A 15,204-nucleotide genomic window follows, 5' to 3' on the forward strand; every position below is an offset into this window, starting at 1 on the left:
AGCCACCCCACTAGGTTTTCACATCGCACCGGCGGTCGTCGCACGCGTGCGACTCAGGCCGCTTCGCCATCCCGCTTGGCCTTGGCCGGCGCGAGCACCTGCAACGCTCCCGGCTGGCAGCGCAGGCTCACCGGGAGGCGGGCCTGGGGTTCGCCGTCGGCGAACGCGGTCCAGCCGTTGCCCCCGCCGAGGCGCACCGAGCGGGCGCGCAGCGTGCGCACCGCGGGGTGCTCGACGTGCCTGCCGGTGCGCATCGTCGGCAGCACCCGCAGCAGGTCGCCCCGGCTGATCTCGCCGACGACGGTGACGTCGAACATCCCGTCGGTCGGATCAGCGTCGGGGCAGATCGGCACGCCACCGCCGTAGTAGGGCGTGTTGCCGACCGCCACGCAGGTCGCGGCCACGTCGAGCACGACGTTGTCGGCTTCGACCCGCAACGGCATGGCGCGCAGCTCCGCGAGCTGGCGCAGCACCGCCACGTCGTAGCGGGCGCGTCCGATGGGCAGCCGAGAACGGTTCACCCGGCTGTTGACCTGGGCGTCGAACCCGGCGCAGAGCACCGTCGCGAACCGCTCCCCGCCGACGACGCGGCCGAGGTCGATGGCTCGCCGGTGCCCGCCCTGCAGCGCGTCGGTGGCGGCGCGGGCGGCGTCCAGCGGGTCGGCGGGCAGCCCGAGAGCGCGGGCCAGGTCGTTCCCGGTGCCGACGGGGATGATCGCCAGCGCGGTCCGCGCGCCCGCGCAGGCCTGCACAGCGACGTTCGCGGCACCGTCGCCGCCGAGCACGGCCAGCACGTCCACGTCGTCGGCGACGGCGGCGCGGGCCGCGCCCGCGAACTCGGCGGCGTCCTCGGCGACCACGACGCGGACCGCCGAGACCACGCGGAACCGCCGCACGGCTTTCGCCGCGATGGCCGCGGCACGGCCTCGGCCGGAACTAGGATTGATCAACACCACGGTGCGCATGGGGCAACATCGTGGCCCACGCTCCCGCCGGCTGACCAGCGACCGCCCGAAACGGTCGATTCCGGCCTCGGCCGATGCCGCGGAGCGGCTTCCTGACCTGCATCGACCCGCTCAGAGATCCGGCGCGGGCTCGCCGTCCGGCACGAGCCGGAGCTCGGTCGCGCTGCGCGTTCTCGGTACCGGCGGCTCGGCGCCCCGGCACTGCCAACGCACGACGGAGGGTGCCGGGTGCGGGACCGTGGACGGCCGCAGGCGGATGCCGCAGGCGGGCTCCGGTTCCTCCGCGCGGAGTCGTTCACCGGCGAACAGCCGCAGCAGTTCGCGCAGCACGTAGCGGCCGCTGCCCGCGGCGCACTCCAGCAGGCCCACGTCGACCAGTTCCTCCAGTCCCCGCCCGGCGGAGTCCACGTCGACCTCGGCCAGCACGGCCGCCCGGCGCACCGTGATCTCCGGTCGCTCGGCCAGCGCCAGCCGCCGGAACACGGCCCTGGCGAGCTCCCCGCACTCCCGGTAGGACGCCTCGAACGCCGACCGCACCCGCAGGTCGCCCGCGGTGAGTTCGGTGAGCCGCCGCCCGCCGCCGAGCAGCCGCAGCAGATCGCCGACGCGCCAGCGCGGGCGCCCGGCGAGCCGGTTGCCCGCGATGCGCAGCGCCAGCGGCAGGTGCCCGCAGAGGTCGGCGAGCGCCAGGCTCGCCGACGGCTCACGCCGCACCCGTTCCGTGCCGACGATCGCGGCGAGCAGCCGCACCGAGCGGGCGGGCGTGAGCACGTCCAGCGGGATTCGGGCGACGGATTCCAGTCCGGTCAGCCCGCGACCGCCGGCGAGCAGCACCAGGCAGTCCGGGTTGCTCGGCAGCAGCGGCCGCACTTGGGCCTCGTCGGTGACGTCGTCGAGCAGCAGCAACACCTTCCGGTCCCGCAGCAACGACCGGTACAGGCTGGAGCGCGCGTCCACGCCGGGCGGCAGCCGGTCCTCGACGATGCCGAGTGCGCGCAGCACGGTGCCGAGCGCGTGCTCCGGAGTCCGCCGCCCGTCGCCACTCATCGACAGGAAGAAGCAGCCGTCGGGAAAGCGTTCCGCGAGCCGATGCCCGGAGTGCACCAGGAACGTCGATTTGCCCACTCCCGGAGTTCCCGTCACGGCGACGGCGGGGGCGCTGTGCGATCGTCGGTGATCGTCGAGAACGGCCAGCAGCGTCGCGGTTTCCTGTTCTCGCCCGGTGAAGTCGGCGATCCCCGGGGGCGGCGCGCACAGCAGCCCGCCCCAGCCGGTCTCGGGCAGGCCGGGTGCGATTCCATTGCGCGGCAACAGGTTCCGCAGCTCCTGCTCGTCGGTGGCGAGCGCGGTGGCGAGCGCGCGCAACGTCCGGGTCTGCGGGCGGGTCACCCGGCCTCGTTCCATGTCGCCGATGGCGCGGGCGCTGATGCCGGTGCGGCGGGCGAGTTCCTCCTGGGTCAGTCCGGCCGCCGTCCGGCGCCGTCTGAGCACGGTTCCGAAGCCGGGGTGCGCGGGCGCATCGTCGGGGCCGAACCGCGCCATGTGCTCACCACTTTCCCGCAACGGTGGAGCCGTCAACTTCCACCGATGTGCCGCGCCGGAATTTCGGCCGCCGCGTTGCGGTACCGATGTTCCCCCTGATCCCCGGCAATGTCCGGGGCCATTATCCGGAGCTGCGGGACCCGGCACAATGGCGGTTTCCACACGCTGCCCGAACGCGCTCGATCATCGCCGCAGGCAGTGTTCGAATCACCATTCCGATGGCGGAAATGGATGCACCCGAATGGCAGCGCAACGACACTCGTTCAGCCTATTCGCAGTGACCGAACCGGAAGAAAAGACTGCCCCTTCCTCCCCTGAATCTTCCTGGCCGGGTTCGCATTTCCATGCTTCGCTGACGAAGGGGCGCCGAGCGGGCGGCGTTCGGATGAGGCGGGGAGAGTACGCATGACCGAGCACCGGCGCGTGGGCGGAATCAGAGAATCTTCACCCGGCTCGCGGTACCCCGATCCTCCCCCACCGCACCGAAGAGCCGGATCAACGTGGCTGGTCGCGCAGCACGCCGCTGACGTTGAGCACCTCCACGCAGCGAGCCGCCTGCTGCCCCGAAGGCGGAGTGCCGGGCGCCGTGCAGTTCACCGCACCGCTCACCCTCGCCTCCGCTGGGACCTGGATGGGAGTGACCCAGTGGTAGTCCTGGTTGCGGAAGGTTTCCAACGCGACCGTGGTCAACTGACGATCTCCGAAGTAAATGGTGAGGACGCCTTCATCACCTTGGAAGTTCGCCAGCACCAAGTCCGTGATGAACAACATCTTGCCTTCCGGAACCCGGTACACATCGGACGCACTGCCTCCCGGATCCGTGACCACTCGAATGGTTTCGGAGAACTGTCCACCATTCGGAGTCGTGTTCAGCCCCGGGGTGACTTCTTGGCCGGGTTGCTGCCCCGGCGGCTGTTCGCCGGGCGGTTCCGCCGGCGGAGGTTCGGGTTGCGCTTCCGGAGGCGGAGCCAGTTCACCGGCCGCCGCCATTTCCTGCGCCCGATTCGCCGCCGCTTCCTTGGCGGCGGTCTCCACCGTGGGCAACAACAACAGGTACCACGCCAGCAGCAATGCCAGCAGCAGCGCCAGCAGGGCGAGCAGCCAGCGCGGCAGCAGCGGCAGTTGGAGCAGCTCGCCGTCGAGCTGCTCGGGGCGTTCGTCGATCTCCGTCGTCGCTTCGGCGGCGAACCCCGCGTGCACCGGTTCCGCGACGAGCGCGCTCACCGGGGAAGCGGTGACCAGGAACGGTTTTCCGGTGGGTCTGCCGAACCAGATCAGCTTCGACACCCGCGCCCGCAGCCGGATCTCCACCTGATCGTCCGGTTCGATCGTGGGGCGGTCCGTTTCCAGCCGGAACCGCAGTTCTTCAGCGGGGTCGGTCGCGTCCAGCGGAACGGCGATCGGCGCGTTTCCCTGGTTGTGCAACACGATCAGGAAGCGACCCGAGTGCCAGGCGCGGCGACGCTGCGGCGCGAGCCAAGCCCGCAGCTGCTGGAACGGCTCGATGCGCACCGTCATCTCGGGCACCGCGACCAGATCGGGCTGCTCCACCGGCCGGACCCGCACCGCCAGCGGCGTCTCCCCGGCGTGCACGCTCGCGGAGCGCGGCGGGCGCAGCACCAGCGTCACCGTGCCCTGCGTGCCCGGATACAGCGAGAGCCGCGCGGGTTCGACGGCCGTCCACGCCGCGCATTCACCCACGACCTCGAACTCGTAGGCCTCCACGATGTCGGTGCCGTTGCGCACGGTCAGGGTCGTGGTGGCCTCCCCGCCCGGGGTGACCACGATCGTCGTGTTCTCCAACTCCGCTGAAGTGCTCACCGAACGAAAGCTAAGCGCCCCGCACGTCACGCGGCAGGGACGCGCGGGCAGCGGAGGGGCAAGCCGACTGCCCCCGCCGACGCAGAACCGCTTCCCCGAACCTCCGGCCGGAAGGAGTTCTTCAGAGTGATCTGCGTAGTGCGTCGGGTAGCGGAACCTCGGCGGCTCCGCCGCTGACAGGACGCAGATCAAAAGATCGTTCTTCACGGACTCCCTTAATCCACACAGACGTCTTCCGAGGTGAGGAGTGCTGAGATGACGAGGAGAGTGCCCGTCGCGGTGCATGCGGGCGATCCGCTGCTGCAGGCCGGGGTGACCGCGCAGTTGCGCCCCCGTCCGGAAGTCGAGGTGCTCCGGCCGGACGAAGAGGAGCGGGCGGAGGTGTCGCTGGTCGTCGTGGATCGGGTGGACGAGTCGGCGGTGCTGTTGCTGCGCCGGTTGCAGCGGGCGTCGACGACCCGCACCGGCCTCATCGTCGGTGAGTTCGGGCAGAACGCGCTGCGCGTCACCATCGAGTGCGGGGTGGCGGCGGTGCTGCGACGCGCGGAGGCCGATCAGGATCGGCTGCTCGAGCTCATCACCGCGTTGGTGCGCGGGGAGGGCATGTTGCCGGGCGACATGCTCAGCAGGCTGCTGGATCACGTGGGGCGGTTGCAGCGCAATTCCGCCGACACGCAGGGATTCAACCTCTCCACGCTGACCGCGCGGGAGGTGGAGGTGCTGCGGTTGATCTCGGAGGGTTTCGACACCGGGGAGATCGCGGTGAAGATGTCCTACTCGGAGCGCACGGTGAAGAACATCCTGCACGAGGTCACCACCCGCTTGCAGCTGCGCAATCGCGCGCACGCCGTGGGGCACGTGATGCGCCAAGGGCTGATCTGACCGGGCGGTTGCCCGAAAGTCCCCGCGCCGCTTCCCGCAGGCGTGCCTGCCGAGCCCTCGGCGCGACCGGGCGCACTCGCGAGGATCGGGCCGGGAGCGAACGGGGAGGTCGTGGATGAGCGTGGTCCGGTCGGGACGGTCCGGTGTCGCGTTGGCCGGGGTGCTCGTGGTGCTGTGCGGGCTGATCTGGGTCCCGACGGCGACCGCGCAGCAGGTACCGGGGCCGCCGGCCGACGATGGGCGGATCGCGTTCTCCGGCACGGGAGGCCAGAGCTTGAGCGTCGCCCCGGGCGACGGCCGAAGTCCGTCCGAGCCGTACCTCGACGAGCCTTACGCTCAGGACCCGGACGCGCGCGGCGGGTTGGTGGTGTTCACCAGCCTCCGCGACGAGGCCACCGCGCAGGTGTACGTGCGGGACCGCACCGGAGCGGTGCACAAGCTCACCCACGGCCGCGATGCCGCGCATCCGAAGCTGTCACCGGACCTGCAGTGGGTCGTGTTCGACTCCGCCGAGCACGGGAAGAAGGGGCCGCAGCGGGAACTGTGGATGGTGCGGGTCGACGGCAAGAAGATGTTCCGGCTCACCTTCTCCCCGGTCGACGAGACCTGGCCGACGTTCTCCCCGCACGGCAAGAAGCTCGCGTTCGCGAGCAACGCCACCGGGAGCTGGCAGATCTACAGCCGATTCGTGTTCGGGAAGTTCGCGCATCTGCGCACCAAGGAGCCGACCGGGGGCGCGGTGCAGCCCGCCTGGAACCCGGTCGACGAGGACCGCATCGCCTACACCTGGGACGCGGACGGGAATCCCGAGGGCACCGACGATCAGCAGGTGCGGGTGCTGTCCGGCTACCACCCGAAGACGGGCGTTCCGCTGCTGAGCGGGCAACAGTCGGGGTGGACCAACAGCTGGCCGGTGTGGCTGCCGGGTGGGGATTCGCTGCTGTTCCTGAGCCATTACAAGATCGGCGTGGGCCGGTCCGAGAGCACCTACGTCTACTGGGTCGAGGCTCCGACGGCACCAACGACGAGCACGCCGGTGCTGCTGCTCGACGAGGGCGGGGAGGTCTCCTCGCCGACGCAGCTACCGGACGGGAAGCTGCTGGTGTCACGTCCGACGGCGGCCGCGAACGTGGCGGTGCTGCAGGACATCCGGCCCGACGGCAGCGAGTCGCGCAGTCTCGGCGTGGACGTGCTGCACGAGGATCCGGGGGCGGTCGGCGACTCCGACAAGCTGTTCGAGCCCGGCGAGGATTACGACCCGTGGACGCAGCGGCAGTCCTACTCGCCGGACGGCGCGACGATCGCGGTGAGCGTGTTCAGCGGGCCTGCGGGCGATCGGGAGCAGCGGATCCAGCTGGTGAACTCGGACGGGACGAACCGGCGCGAACTGCGCATCGCCGATCGGCAACCGGGCGATTGGGAGACCGACGCCGCCTGGTCCGCGGACGGCACGCAGCTCGCCGTGGCGCGGCGTTCACCCGGCGGCCTGCCCACCGACCAGAGCCGCGGTAAGAGCCGCATCGTCGTCGTGGACGTCGAAACCGGCGAGGTCACCGACCGGGTGACGCCCGACGATCCCGCGGTGGACGACACCCAGCCCGTGTTCTCCCCGGACGGCGACACCCTCGCGTTCAGCCGGGGTGAGCTGATCAAGCAGCCCGGCGAGCGCTACAACCACATCTGGTTCGCCGAAACCGATGACCTGCGCCGGCAGCGCAACGTCACCGAAGAACTCTGCCAATGCCCGGAGATGGTGGTCGACGACAGCGCCGCGTTCTCCCCGGACGGGCGGAGCATGGCGTTCAACCGGGAACCGCACGGCCTCTACCGCTTCGAACTCGACGATTCGAGCTGCGAGGTGATCCTGCCCAGCGACGAGGACGCGTGCACCGACACCCCGGGCCAGGTCGAGGAGGGCCAGGAACCGCCCGAGCACTTCCAGCCGCGCGACCTCAGCTGGTCACCGGACGGCAGACGCGCGGTGTTCTCCGAGCGGGCGGGCCAGGACGCCCCCGAACATCTGTCCATCGTGGACATGGAATCGGGTGAGATCACTCCGCTGACGCAGGGATTCCCGGGGCGCCAGAAGGAAGCCACGTGGCAGGCGACGGTCGACATGAGCGTGACGGCGCCCGCGCGCACCGATGAGATCGACGTGGGCGACTCGGTCCAGGTGACCGCGCAGGTCACCAACAACGGCCCCGCCGCCGCCCCCGGAGCGGAGGCGGACCTGACCGTCCCGGACGGGGCGCGGCTGACCGAGATCGATTCCAGCACCGGGCAATGCCGCATCGCCGATGGGCACTGCTCGCTCGGGACGCTGCAACCGGATCAGACCGTGCGCGTCACCGCCACCGTCGTCGGCGTGGAAGGCGGCGACCGGCCGCTGCGCTGGGAGGCGGGCGGCCGGATGCGCGACAGCAGGCCCGCCGACAACACCGCCACCACCGTCGTCCCGGTACGAGCCCCGGAACCACCGCCGCCACCACCACCGCCTCCGCCTCCTGCCGGGCCGGGCGTGACGGTGCGCGCCGACCCGAACCCGTCTTACGTGGGCGGTCGCACCGACGTGGCGTTCACCGTGCGCAACACGGGCCGCTCCACGGCGACGGGCCTCAGCTTGGACATCGCGCTACCGCCGGGAATTCCGGTGACGGCGCTACCGCCGGGCTGCACCGCGACCCGGTGCCCGCTGCCGGACCTCCCGCCCGGCGCGGAACGGCCGGTGGTCCTGGTGCTGGCTCCGAACGCCGCACTGGAGGCCGAGATCAGCGGCACCTTGCGCACCACCGGAACGGACACCACACCGGCCGACAACGTGGCGCGCACCCCGTACCGGGTGTTGCAGCCGAGGATCATCGCGGTGCCGGAGGTCGGTGAGCCGGGTTTCGTGACGTCGGTGCGCGGCATCGATTTCCCGCCGGGCGTGCCGGTGCGGTTGAACTGGACGCCGGGCATCACCGCGGCCGCCGCACCGACGTTCCCGCGCACCGATGGCCGGTTCGCCGCGCAGCTGCTGGTCCTGCCGAAAGACCAGACCGGCCCGCGCACCATCACCGCCACCGGCCCGGGTTTCCGGGCGTTGCCCACGGATTTCCTGGTCATCGCCCCGACAGTGCCGCCTCCGCTGCTGGGGCGCCGATGATCGGGAGGTGCGTGGAGTGATCCACGAAGTGGACGAGGGCCTGCGCCTGCTGCTGACCGAGGAGGGCGTGCCCGGTTCCGGGGTGGAGCTGGCTTTCGACCCGCCCACCACGGATTGGGCGGCGAAGCGCAACGCTCCCACGGTCAACGTGTTCCTTTACGACATCCGGGAGTACGCGGCACTGCGCCAGCGCGGTTCGATCGAGAAGTTCGACGACGAGGGAAACGTCATCGGCCGGTTCGACCCGCCGCGCTGGTTCCAGCTGTCGTACCTGGTCACGGCGTGGACGAACCGCCCGCAGGACGAGCATCGACTGCTGGCCCAGGTGTTGCGCGGGCTGGTCCGGCACGAGGCGCTGGACCCGCAGTGGCGCACCGGAACCCTCGAGGAGCTGGCCTTGGCGGTGTCGTTGGAGACCGGCGGTGAGCTCGCCGAGGGCCGCTCGCCCACCGACGTGTGGTCGGCGTTGGGCGGGGAGCTCAAGCCCTCGATCACGCTGCGGGTGACGGCGCCGCTGGCCGGGAACCTGCGGCCCGTCGGCCCGCCGGTGACCGAAGGCGTGGCCCTCGGCGCGCGGGCCGCCGTGGCCGACGGCGAGGTCGACGAGCAGCGGCACCTGCGCTACGAGGACACCGGCGCCGAAGGCGAGGCCTTCTCCTCGTCCCGGCCCCGGCCGGGCGGACGGCGGCGCATCCGGGGACCGTTGTGAGCGCCGAGTTGTGGGACCGGCTGCGGGCCGTGGAACAGCGGGTCCGGGAGGCGCTGGACGCGCGCGCCGACCCGGGCCGCGACGACCCGTACCGCGGCCTGTACCTGACCGAGGAACTGGTCCGGGAGGTCCTGGACACCCCGTCGTCCGCCTGGTCCGCCGAGCCCGGCCCGGTCGCCGAACCGGGCGCACGATTGTCCTGCCTCGCAACGGATTTCGGCCTGGACGCGTGGGACGTGGAGTTCCTGCTGATCGCGCTGGCACCGGAACTCGACGCCCGCTTCGAACGCCTCTACGGCTACCTCAACGACGACGTGACGCGGCGCCGCGCGACGGCCGGGATGGTGTTGGAGCTGTGCGGAATGCCGACCGCGGGCGCGGGCCGGTTCCGCTTCACACCCACGTCCCCGCTGGTCGCGGGCGGCCTGCTGGAGGTGCAGGAGCCGGAGCGGCCGCTGTTGACCCGGACGTTGCGGGTACCGGACCGGGTCGTGGCGCACCTGCTGGGCGAGGACACGTCGGACCCGCAGGTGGGCGACCTGGCGCGGCTGGTGGACGAACCGGTCACCGACCCCGCGGAACTGGTGAAGCGCCTGGCGACCGGCCTCGACGCGGGAATCGGCGCGGTGCACTTGCGCGGCACGACGGGCGCCGCGCAGTGGGCGGTGGACGCCCTCGCGGTGAGCGGCCGTGCGGCACTCGTGCTGGACACGGCCGCCTTGGCCGCCGAGGCGGACCCGCCGATCGCGGAACTCGTGCGCGAGGCGCGGCTGCACCGGGCGGGCCTGGTACTCGGCCCGGTGGAGAAGATCTCCCGTGCGGAAACCACGTTGCGGCGACTGCTCGACGCGGCCGAGCGGATTCCGCTGCTGCTGCACGGTTCCGGTGGCTGGGACCCGACGTGGGCGCGGCGATCCCCGCTCACGATCACGCTGCCGGAACCGGATCGGGCCTCACGAGCCGCCCAGTGGCACCGCGCGCTCACCGAGTCCGGAGCCGGCGCGGAGGTCGATCCCGAGGCGGTCAGCGCCTACCGCCTCAGCACCGAGCAGGTGCACCGCGCGGCATCGGTGGCGACCCGGCTGGCCCGTTTCGAGCAACGTTCCCTCACGGCGGCGGACCTGCGCACCGGAGTACGAGCGCAGAACGGGGCCGGTCTGGAACGTCTCGCCCGCCGCATCACCCCGAGCGTGACCTGGGACGACTTGGTCCTGCCCGAGCAGACCGCGCGGGCGTTGACGGAACTGTCGGTGCGCGCCCGCCACCGCGACCAGGTGCTCGGCGAGTGGCGGATGCGCCCCGGCGGCGGACGTGGCCGCGGCGTCCTCGCCCTGTTCGCGGGAGAGTCGGGCACCGGCAAGACGATGTCGGCGGAGGTCGTCGCCGCCGACCTGGGCATGGACCTCTACGTGGTCGATCTGTCCACAGTGGTCGACAAGTACATCGGTGAGACGGAGAAGAACCTCGAACGCATCTTCACGGAAGCGGTGGAGGTCAACGGAGTCCTGCTGTTCGACGAGGCCGACGCCATCTTCGGCAAGCGCTCCCAGGTCAAGGACGCCCAAGACCGCTACGCCAACGTCGAATCGGCGTACCTGTTGCAGCGCATGGAATCCTTCGACGGCATCGCGGTGCTCACCACGAACCTCCGCGCCAACCTCGACGAGGCCTTCACCAGGCGCCTCGACGTGATCGCGGACTTCCCGATGCCCGAAGCGGCCCAACGCCGGGCGTTGTGGGACCGAACGCTCGGCACCGCTCTCCCCCGCGCCGACGACCTCGACCTGGACTTCTGCGCCGACCGCTTCGAACTCGCCGGAGGCTCCATCCGAGCCTGCGCGGTCACCGCCGCCTACCTCGCCGCCGAAGCCGCGAGACCGGTCACCATGACAGACCTCCTCACCGCCCTCCGCCAGGAATACGCCAAACTCGGCCGACTGGCCTTGGACTCGGAGTTCGGCGGAGCACCGTAGCCCCGAGACGACCCGCCCCAGGGGCTCGAGATGAATGCCTCCTTCACCCACTCCCTTCCCGTCCGGCCAAAGGGGTTGGAGAGGCGCCCCACACTGGCCGCATTGTCCGGTGACGTTACGAACTCGGGCCGGGCGTTGTGGGACCGAACGCTCGGCACCGCTCTCCCCCGCGCCGACGGTCTCGACCTGGACTTCTGCGCCGACCGCTTCGAACTCGCCGGAGGCTCCATCCGAGCCTGCGCGGTCACCGCCGCCTACCTCGCCGCCGAAGCCGCGAGGCCGGTGACCAAGACAGACCTCCTCACCGCCCCGGGACGCTGCGCGCCATCGATCAGCTCTGCCTCGGGGCGGTTGAGGACGCGATGACAGGGCGCGTTGGCCGAAGTCCTGCAGTGGCAAGAGCACTTCGAAGTGCACGCCTATGGCCCCACGGGTGACGCGAGATCGCGCAGTACGAGAACGCCTACCGGCTCTGCCACGTCCGCGGACCCGCGGGGATCATCGTGGCGCTGGCCGAGCCGCTGGGCTGGCTCAGCAGTCGTCGTGGTCTTCCACCGGTTCGCGCATCACTCGGCGGGCGTTGTCCTCCGCCGCGCGCTCGAAGCGGTCCGAGGGGTCGGAGATCTTGAGCCCGTTGCCGTTGTCCGTTCCCGCTACGGGGCCGGAGCGCTGCTGGATGACGTGGGTGAGCTCGTGGGCGAGGGTGTGCTTGTCGGAAGCGCCGGAGCCGAGCACGACGTTGTTTCCGGAGGTGTACGCGCGGGCGCCGATTTCGCCTGCGGAGCGCTGCGCCGTGGTGCCGGTGTGCAGCCGCACGTCCGAGAAATCGGCACCCAGGCGGGATTCCATCTCCTGGCGCACCGGCGGGGCGATCGGATTCCCGGATGATTTCAGCACGTCGTCGCCGGACCAGACGGGCTCGGGAGCCGCCTCCGGTGGCGCCATCCGTCGCTGGATCAGCTGAGCGACGGCGGCGTTGCCGAGCGTTCGCTGCAGGTGCAGCAACTGCTCGGCGGTGCCGGAGTGCTCCGGTGCTCGGGTCGTGCGCTCGGGTTTCGCCGCGGACTTCGCCGGCTCGTGCTGGTCGCGCTCCCGCATGGTCCCTCCTTCTGACCCGGCAACGGCACCACTCCTACCGGACCCGCCTGCGCACCGGGAATGCCCGGAAGGGCAGAGGGCGGGGCAATGCGCCGTCACCTGCCTGCCGAGGCAAAGCGGGATTGCCCCGGAAGGCACTGGTGTTGCCCTCGGCGCAGGTCGAGCGGACATGGTCGCGCGGGCGTGCGGTGGCGAGGCTCTGAGTGCACGAACGCCGCAGACGAAGGAGCGAACATGCCGTCGTACCTGTCCCCTGGCGTGTACGTGGAGGAAGTCCAGAGCGGGGCCAGGCCGATCGAAGGGGTCGGGACCGCGGTGGCCGCCTTCGTCGGCTTCGCACCGCAGGGGCCGTTCCACGAGCCGACGCTGGTGACCAACTGGAACCAGTACGTGCAGAACTTCGGCGGCTTCGACGACGGCTACCTGGCGCACGCCGTCTACGGCTACTTCGCCAACGGCGGTGGTTCCGCCTACGTGGTGCGCATCGGCGGCCCGTCCGAGGCCGCCGCCCCCGCGCGTCCCGCGGCCGGCCCGGTGGAGCTGGGTGGGCTGCAGATTTCGGCGCTGGGCGCGGCCACTGCTGACGTGACCGTGGAGGTCGCCGACGCGGAAGGGGAGAACCCCCCGGAGGACCGCTTCCGGCTGCTGGTGCACCAAGGCGGCAAGGTCGTCGAGACCTTCGACGTGTCCACCCGCAAGAACGTCAAGACCTTCGTGGTGACGCAGGTCCGGGAGCGTTCCAAGCTGATCGAGGTCACCGAGCAGTCCGGCGGCACCCTCGCTCGGCCGGACAACCAGACCGTCACCGTTCCCGCCACTCCACCGAGCGCGACGACGCCGGCCAAGGTCGACGCCCGGGAGTACGTCGGCGATCTGGCCGCCCGCACCGGATTCGGTGGACTGGAGACCGTCGACGAGATCACCATGGTCGCCGTCCCGGACCTGATGAGCGCCCACCAGCGCGGCCTCATCGACGCCGAGGGCGTGAAAACGGTGCAGCTGGCGGCTATTTCGCACTGCGAGCAGCTCGGCGACCGGGTGGCGCTGCTGGACGCGCCGCCTGGGCTGAACGCGCAGCAGGTGCGGACCTGGCGGATGGACGAGGCGGGCTACGACTCGAACTACGCGACGCTCTACTACCCGTGGATCAAGGTGTTCGACCCGGCTTCGGGGCGCAACAAGATGGTGCCGCCGAGCGGGCACGTCGCGGGCGTGTGGGCGCGCAGCGACACCGAACGCGGCGTGCACAAGGCGCCCGCGAACGAGGTGATCCGGGGCGCGGTCGACTTGGAGACGACGCTGAGCAAGGGCGAGCAGGACCTGCTCAACCCGATCGGCGTGAACTGCGTGCGCGCCTTCGCGGGGCGCGGCATCCGGATCTGGGGTGCGCGCACGCTGTCCTCGGACCCGGCGTGGCGGTACCTGAACGTGCGGCGGCTGTTCAACTACCTGGAGGAGTCGATCCTGCTCGGCACCCAGTGGGTCGTGTTCGAGCCGAACGACGACCGGTTGTGGTCCAGCATCCGCCGCAACATCGGCGCGTTCCTCACCCAGACCTGGCGCGACGGCGCACTGTTCGGCCGCACCCCCGCCGAAGCGTTCTACGTGAAGTGCGACCGGGACAACAACCCGCAGGAATCCATCGACCTCGGCCAGGTCGTCTGCGAAATCGGGGTGGCGCCGGTGAAGCCCGCCGAGTTCGTCATCTTCCGGTTGTCCCAGTACTCCGACAGTTCCAGCCTGCTCAGCGAATGATCGGCGCGCATCGGAAGGCGTTGAGGAGTTCTTTCAGAGGGTTCTTGTCTGTGTCTTGTCAGCGGCGGAGCCGATGAGCAGTGACCAGCTTGAGCAAGCCGACCACCGGCGGGTTCTCAGCGGCTTCCTCGCGAGGACGGCGACCTCGCCGCGTTCGGCATACGTCAGAAATCCATCCCGCAGCGAGGAAGCCGCTGAGGTTCCGCTGAGTGACCCACTACGCAGATCATTCCGAAAGGACTCATGACTCATGGCAGAAGGCGACAGTCTTTCGGTTCACCGGTTCGGTGTGCAGCTGGGCGGTGTGACGGTCGAGTCCATCAAGGAGATCAGCGGGCTCGTCGTCGAGCAGGACGTGGTCGAGACCCAGCAGGTCACCGACACCGGCAAGATGATGAACAAGAAGCAGCCCGGCGGCCACAAGGGCGGCGAGGTGACGATCACCCGCGGCATGGACAAGAGCTCCGAGTTCACCGAGTGGATCAAGAAGACGCTCAACGACGGTGAAGTCGAGGACGCGCGGGAGAACCTCACCATCGAGGTGATGGAACCGAACGGTTCCACGGTTCGCCGCATCCAGCTCTACGACGCGTGGATCAGCAAGTGGGAAGGCCCGGACCTCAACGCGGGGGAATCCAACGCCGCCACCGAGAAGGCCACCGTCACCTTCGAGCGGATCGAGGTCGAATGAGACGGCGCATCAACTCGCTCGGCGACCTCGACCAGCTCGGCGGCAAGAACGCGGGCGCGGCGACGGACACCGCCGAGCGACCGGCGCCGCAGGCTCCGCACAACGAGTTCGAGTTCGAGCTGCCGCGCGGCTACCTGCACACCGACGGCACGGTGCACCGGCACGGGCGGATGCGGCTGGCCACGGCGCGCGACGAGCTGCGGCCGCAGATCGACCTGCGCGTCAAGGAGAACCCGGCGTACCTGAGCGTGGTGCTGCTGAGCCAGGTCATCACCCGGCTCGGCGACATCACCGAGGTGCACTCGGGGCTGGTGGAGAACATGTACGCCACCGACATCGCCTTCCTGCAGGACTTCTACCGGCGCATCAACAGCGAAGGCCACACCAGGGCCGGAGTCACCTGCCCGTCCTGCCAGACGGCCTTCGAGATCGACTTGGCGGGTGACGGCCTGGGGGAATCGTGACGTACGCGGCCGACCGGCTGCACGAAGAGGTCGCGTACATCGCATACCACTTCCACTGGGCACGCGACGAGATCCTCGATCTCGACCACTTGGAACGCAGGCGCTGGGTGCGGGAGATCGCGCACATCAACACGCGGGTGAACGAGAGCAGGTGAGCAG

Annotated in this window: 14 protein-coding genes; 10 read left to right on the forward strand and 4 right to left on the reverse strand. The window is 70.5% G+C overall.

The features are described from left to right. Window positions 1-53 precede the first annotated feature (53 nt). Together H2Q94_RS20225 and H2Q94_RS20230 are read right to left on the reverse strand one after the other, a co-directional pair. Window positions 54-965 (reverse strand): diacylglycerol/lipid kinase family protein, encoded by a 912-nt coding sequence (locus H2Q94_RS20225; protein WP_243788774.1) that lies wholly within the window; start codon window positions 963-965, stop codon window positions 54-56. A 111-nt stretch (window positions 966-1,076) separates the two neighbouring features. Then, a complete protein-coding gene (locus tag H2Q94_RS20230) occupies window positions 1,077-2,507 on the reverse strand; it encodes a helix-turn-helix domain-containing protein (protein ID WP_243788775.1) in 1,431 nt (476 codons plus the stop codon). Between the two features lie 23 nt (window positions 2,508-2,530). Between H2Q94_RS20230 and H2Q94_RS20235 the strand changes: the two genes are divergently transcribed. After that, window positions 2,531-2,788, forward strand: coding sequence for a hypothetical protein (locus H2Q94_RS20235; RefSeq protein WP_243788776.1), 258 nt, complete (start codon window positions 2,531-2,533; stop codon window positions 2,786-2,788). 214 nt (window positions 2,789-3,002) lie between these two features. On the opposite strand, the gene H2Q94_RS20240 is transcribed toward H2Q94_RS20235, so the two are convergent. Further along, a complete protein-coding gene (locus H2Q94_RS20240; RefSeq protein ID WP_243788777.1) occupies window positions 3,003-4,328 on the reverse strand; it encodes a COG1470 family protein in 1,326 nt (441 codons plus the stop codon). A 255-nt stretch (window positions 4,329-4,583) separates the two neighbouring features. Between H2Q94_RS20240 and H2Q94_RS20245 the strand changes: the two genes are divergently transcribed. The 5 genes from H2Q94_RS20245 to H2Q94_RS20265 all read left to right on the forward strand — a co-directional run bounded on the left by H2Q94_RS20245 (window position 4,584) and on the right by H2Q94_RS20265 (window position 11,403). Then, entirely contained in the window at window positions 4,584-5,210 is a 627-nt protein-coding gene (locus H2Q94_RS20245; protein WP_243788778.1) for a helix-turn-helix transcriptional regulator, read from the forward strand. 115 nt (window positions 5,211-5,325) lie between these two features. Next, window positions 5,326-8,355 carry a hypothetical protein gene (locus H2Q94_RS20250; protein WP_243788779.1) on the forward strand — a complete coding sequence of 1,010 codons (3,030 nt, stop codon included), beginning with the start codon at window positions 5,326-5,328 and terminating at the stop codon, window positions 8,353-8,355. A 16-nt stretch (window positions 8,356-8,371) separates the two neighbouring features. Beyond that, window positions 8,372-9,064: a Pvc16 family protein gene (locus tag H2Q94_RS20255; RefSeq protein ID WP_243788780.1), complete on the forward strand. Its 693-nt coding sequence runs from the start codon at window positions 8,372-8,374 to the stop codon at window positions 9,062-9,064. Continuing rightward, window positions 9,061-11,037, forward strand: a complete 1,977-nt coding sequence (locus tag H2Q94_RS20260) for an ATP-binding protein (protein ID WP_243788781.1) — start codon at window positions 9,061-9,063, stop codon at window positions 11,035-11,037. The genes H2Q94_RS20255 and H2Q94_RS20260 overlap by 4 nt, the downstream gene beginning before the upstream one ends. 102 nt (window positions 11,038-11,139) lie before the next feature. Then, a complete protein-coding gene (locus tag H2Q94_RS20265; RefSeq protein WP_243788782.1) occupies window positions 11,140-11,403 on the forward strand; it encodes a hypothetical protein in 264 nt (87 codons plus the stop codon). Between the two features lie 165 nt (window positions 11,404-11,568). Here the strand turns inward: H2Q94_RS20265 and H2Q94_RS20270 are convergent, their stop codons facing one another. Continuing rightward, window positions 11,569-12,135 carry an eCIS core domain-containing protein gene (locus tag H2Q94_RS20270; RefSeq protein ID WP_243788783.1) on the reverse strand — a complete coding sequence of 189 codons (567 nt, stop codon included), beginning with the start codon at window positions 12,133-12,135 and terminating at the stop codon, window positions 11,569-11,571. Window positions 12,136-12,369: 234 nt separating this feature from the next. Between H2Q94_RS20270 and H2Q94_RS20275 the strand changes: the two genes are divergently transcribed. The 4 genes from H2Q94_RS20275 (at window position 12,370) to H2Q94_RS20290 (ending at window position 15,200) form a co-directional block, all read left to right on the forward strand. Then, window positions 12,370-13,890, forward strand: a complete 1,521-nt coding sequence (locus H2Q94_RS20275; protein ID WP_243788784.1) for a phage tail sheath family protein — start codon at window positions 12,370-12,372, stop codon at window positions 13,888-13,890. A 250-nt stretch (window positions 13,891-14,140) separates the two neighbouring features. Further along, window positions 14,141-14,581 carry a phage tail protein gene (locus H2Q94_RS20280; protein ID WP_243788785.1) on the forward strand — a complete coding sequence of 147 codons (441 nt, stop codon included), beginning with the start codon at window positions 14,141-14,143 and terminating at the stop codon, window positions 14,579-14,581. Next, entirely contained in the window at window positions 14,578-15,045 is a 468-nt protein-coding gene (locus H2Q94_RS20285; protein WP_243788786.1) for a hypothetical protein, read from the forward strand. The genes H2Q94_RS20280 and H2Q94_RS20285 overlap by 4 nt, the downstream gene beginning before the upstream one ends. Further along, window positions 15,042-15,200: a DUF6760 family protein gene (locus H2Q94_RS20290; RefSeq protein WP_243788787.1), complete on the forward strand. Its 159-nt coding sequence runs from the start codon at window positions 15,042-15,044 to the stop codon at window positions 15,198-15,200. The genes H2Q94_RS20285 and H2Q94_RS20290 overlap by 4 nt, the downstream gene beginning before the upstream one ends. Window positions 15,201-15,204: the final 4 nt, after the last annotated feature.

This window comes from Saccharopolyspora gloriosae, from assembly GCF_022828475.1.
Lineage (GTDB): Bacteria > Actinomycetota > Actinomycetes > Mycobacteriales > Pseudonocardiaceae > Saccharopolyspora_C > Saccharopolyspora_C gloriosae_A.

What these genes read in the sequence shown, in the direction of transcription:
- H2Q94_RS20225 (WP_243788774.1), bottom strand. Translation starts at nt 965, where the DNA reads ATGCGCACCGTGGTGTTGATCAATCCTAGTTCCGGCCGAGGCCGTGCC.
- H2Q94_RS20230 (WP_243788775.1), bottom strand. Translation starts at nt 2,507, where the DNA reads ATGGCGCGGTTCGGCCCCGACGATGCGCCCGCGCACCCCGGCTTCGGA.
- H2Q94_RS20270 (WP_243788783.1), bottom strand. Translation starts at nt 12,135, where the DNA reads ATGCGGGAGCGCGACCAGCACGAGCCGGCGAAGTCCGCGGCGAAACCC.
- H2Q94_RS20250 (WP_243788779.1), top strand. Translation starts at nt 5,326, where the DNA reads ATGAGCGTGGTCCGGTCGGGACGGTCCGGTGTCGCGTTGGCCGGGGTG.
- H2Q94_RS20245 (WP_243788778.1), top strand. Translation starts at nt 4,584, where the DNA reads ATGACGAGGAGAGTGCCCGTCGCGGTGCATGCGGGCGATCCGCTGCTG.
- H2Q94_RS20280 (WP_243788785.1), top strand. Translation starts at nt 14,141, where the DNA reads ATGGCAGAAGGCGACAGTCTTTCGGTTCACCGGTTCGGTGTGCAGCTG.
- H2Q94_RS20285 (WP_243788786.1), top strand. Translation starts at nt 14,578, where the DNA reads ATGAGACGGCGCATCAACTCGCTCGGCGACCTCGACCAGCTCGGCGGC.
- H2Q94_RS20275 (WP_243788784.1), top strand. Translation starts at nt 12,370, where the DNA reads ATGCCGTCGTACCTGTCCCCTGGCGTGTACGTGGAGGAAGTCCAGAGC.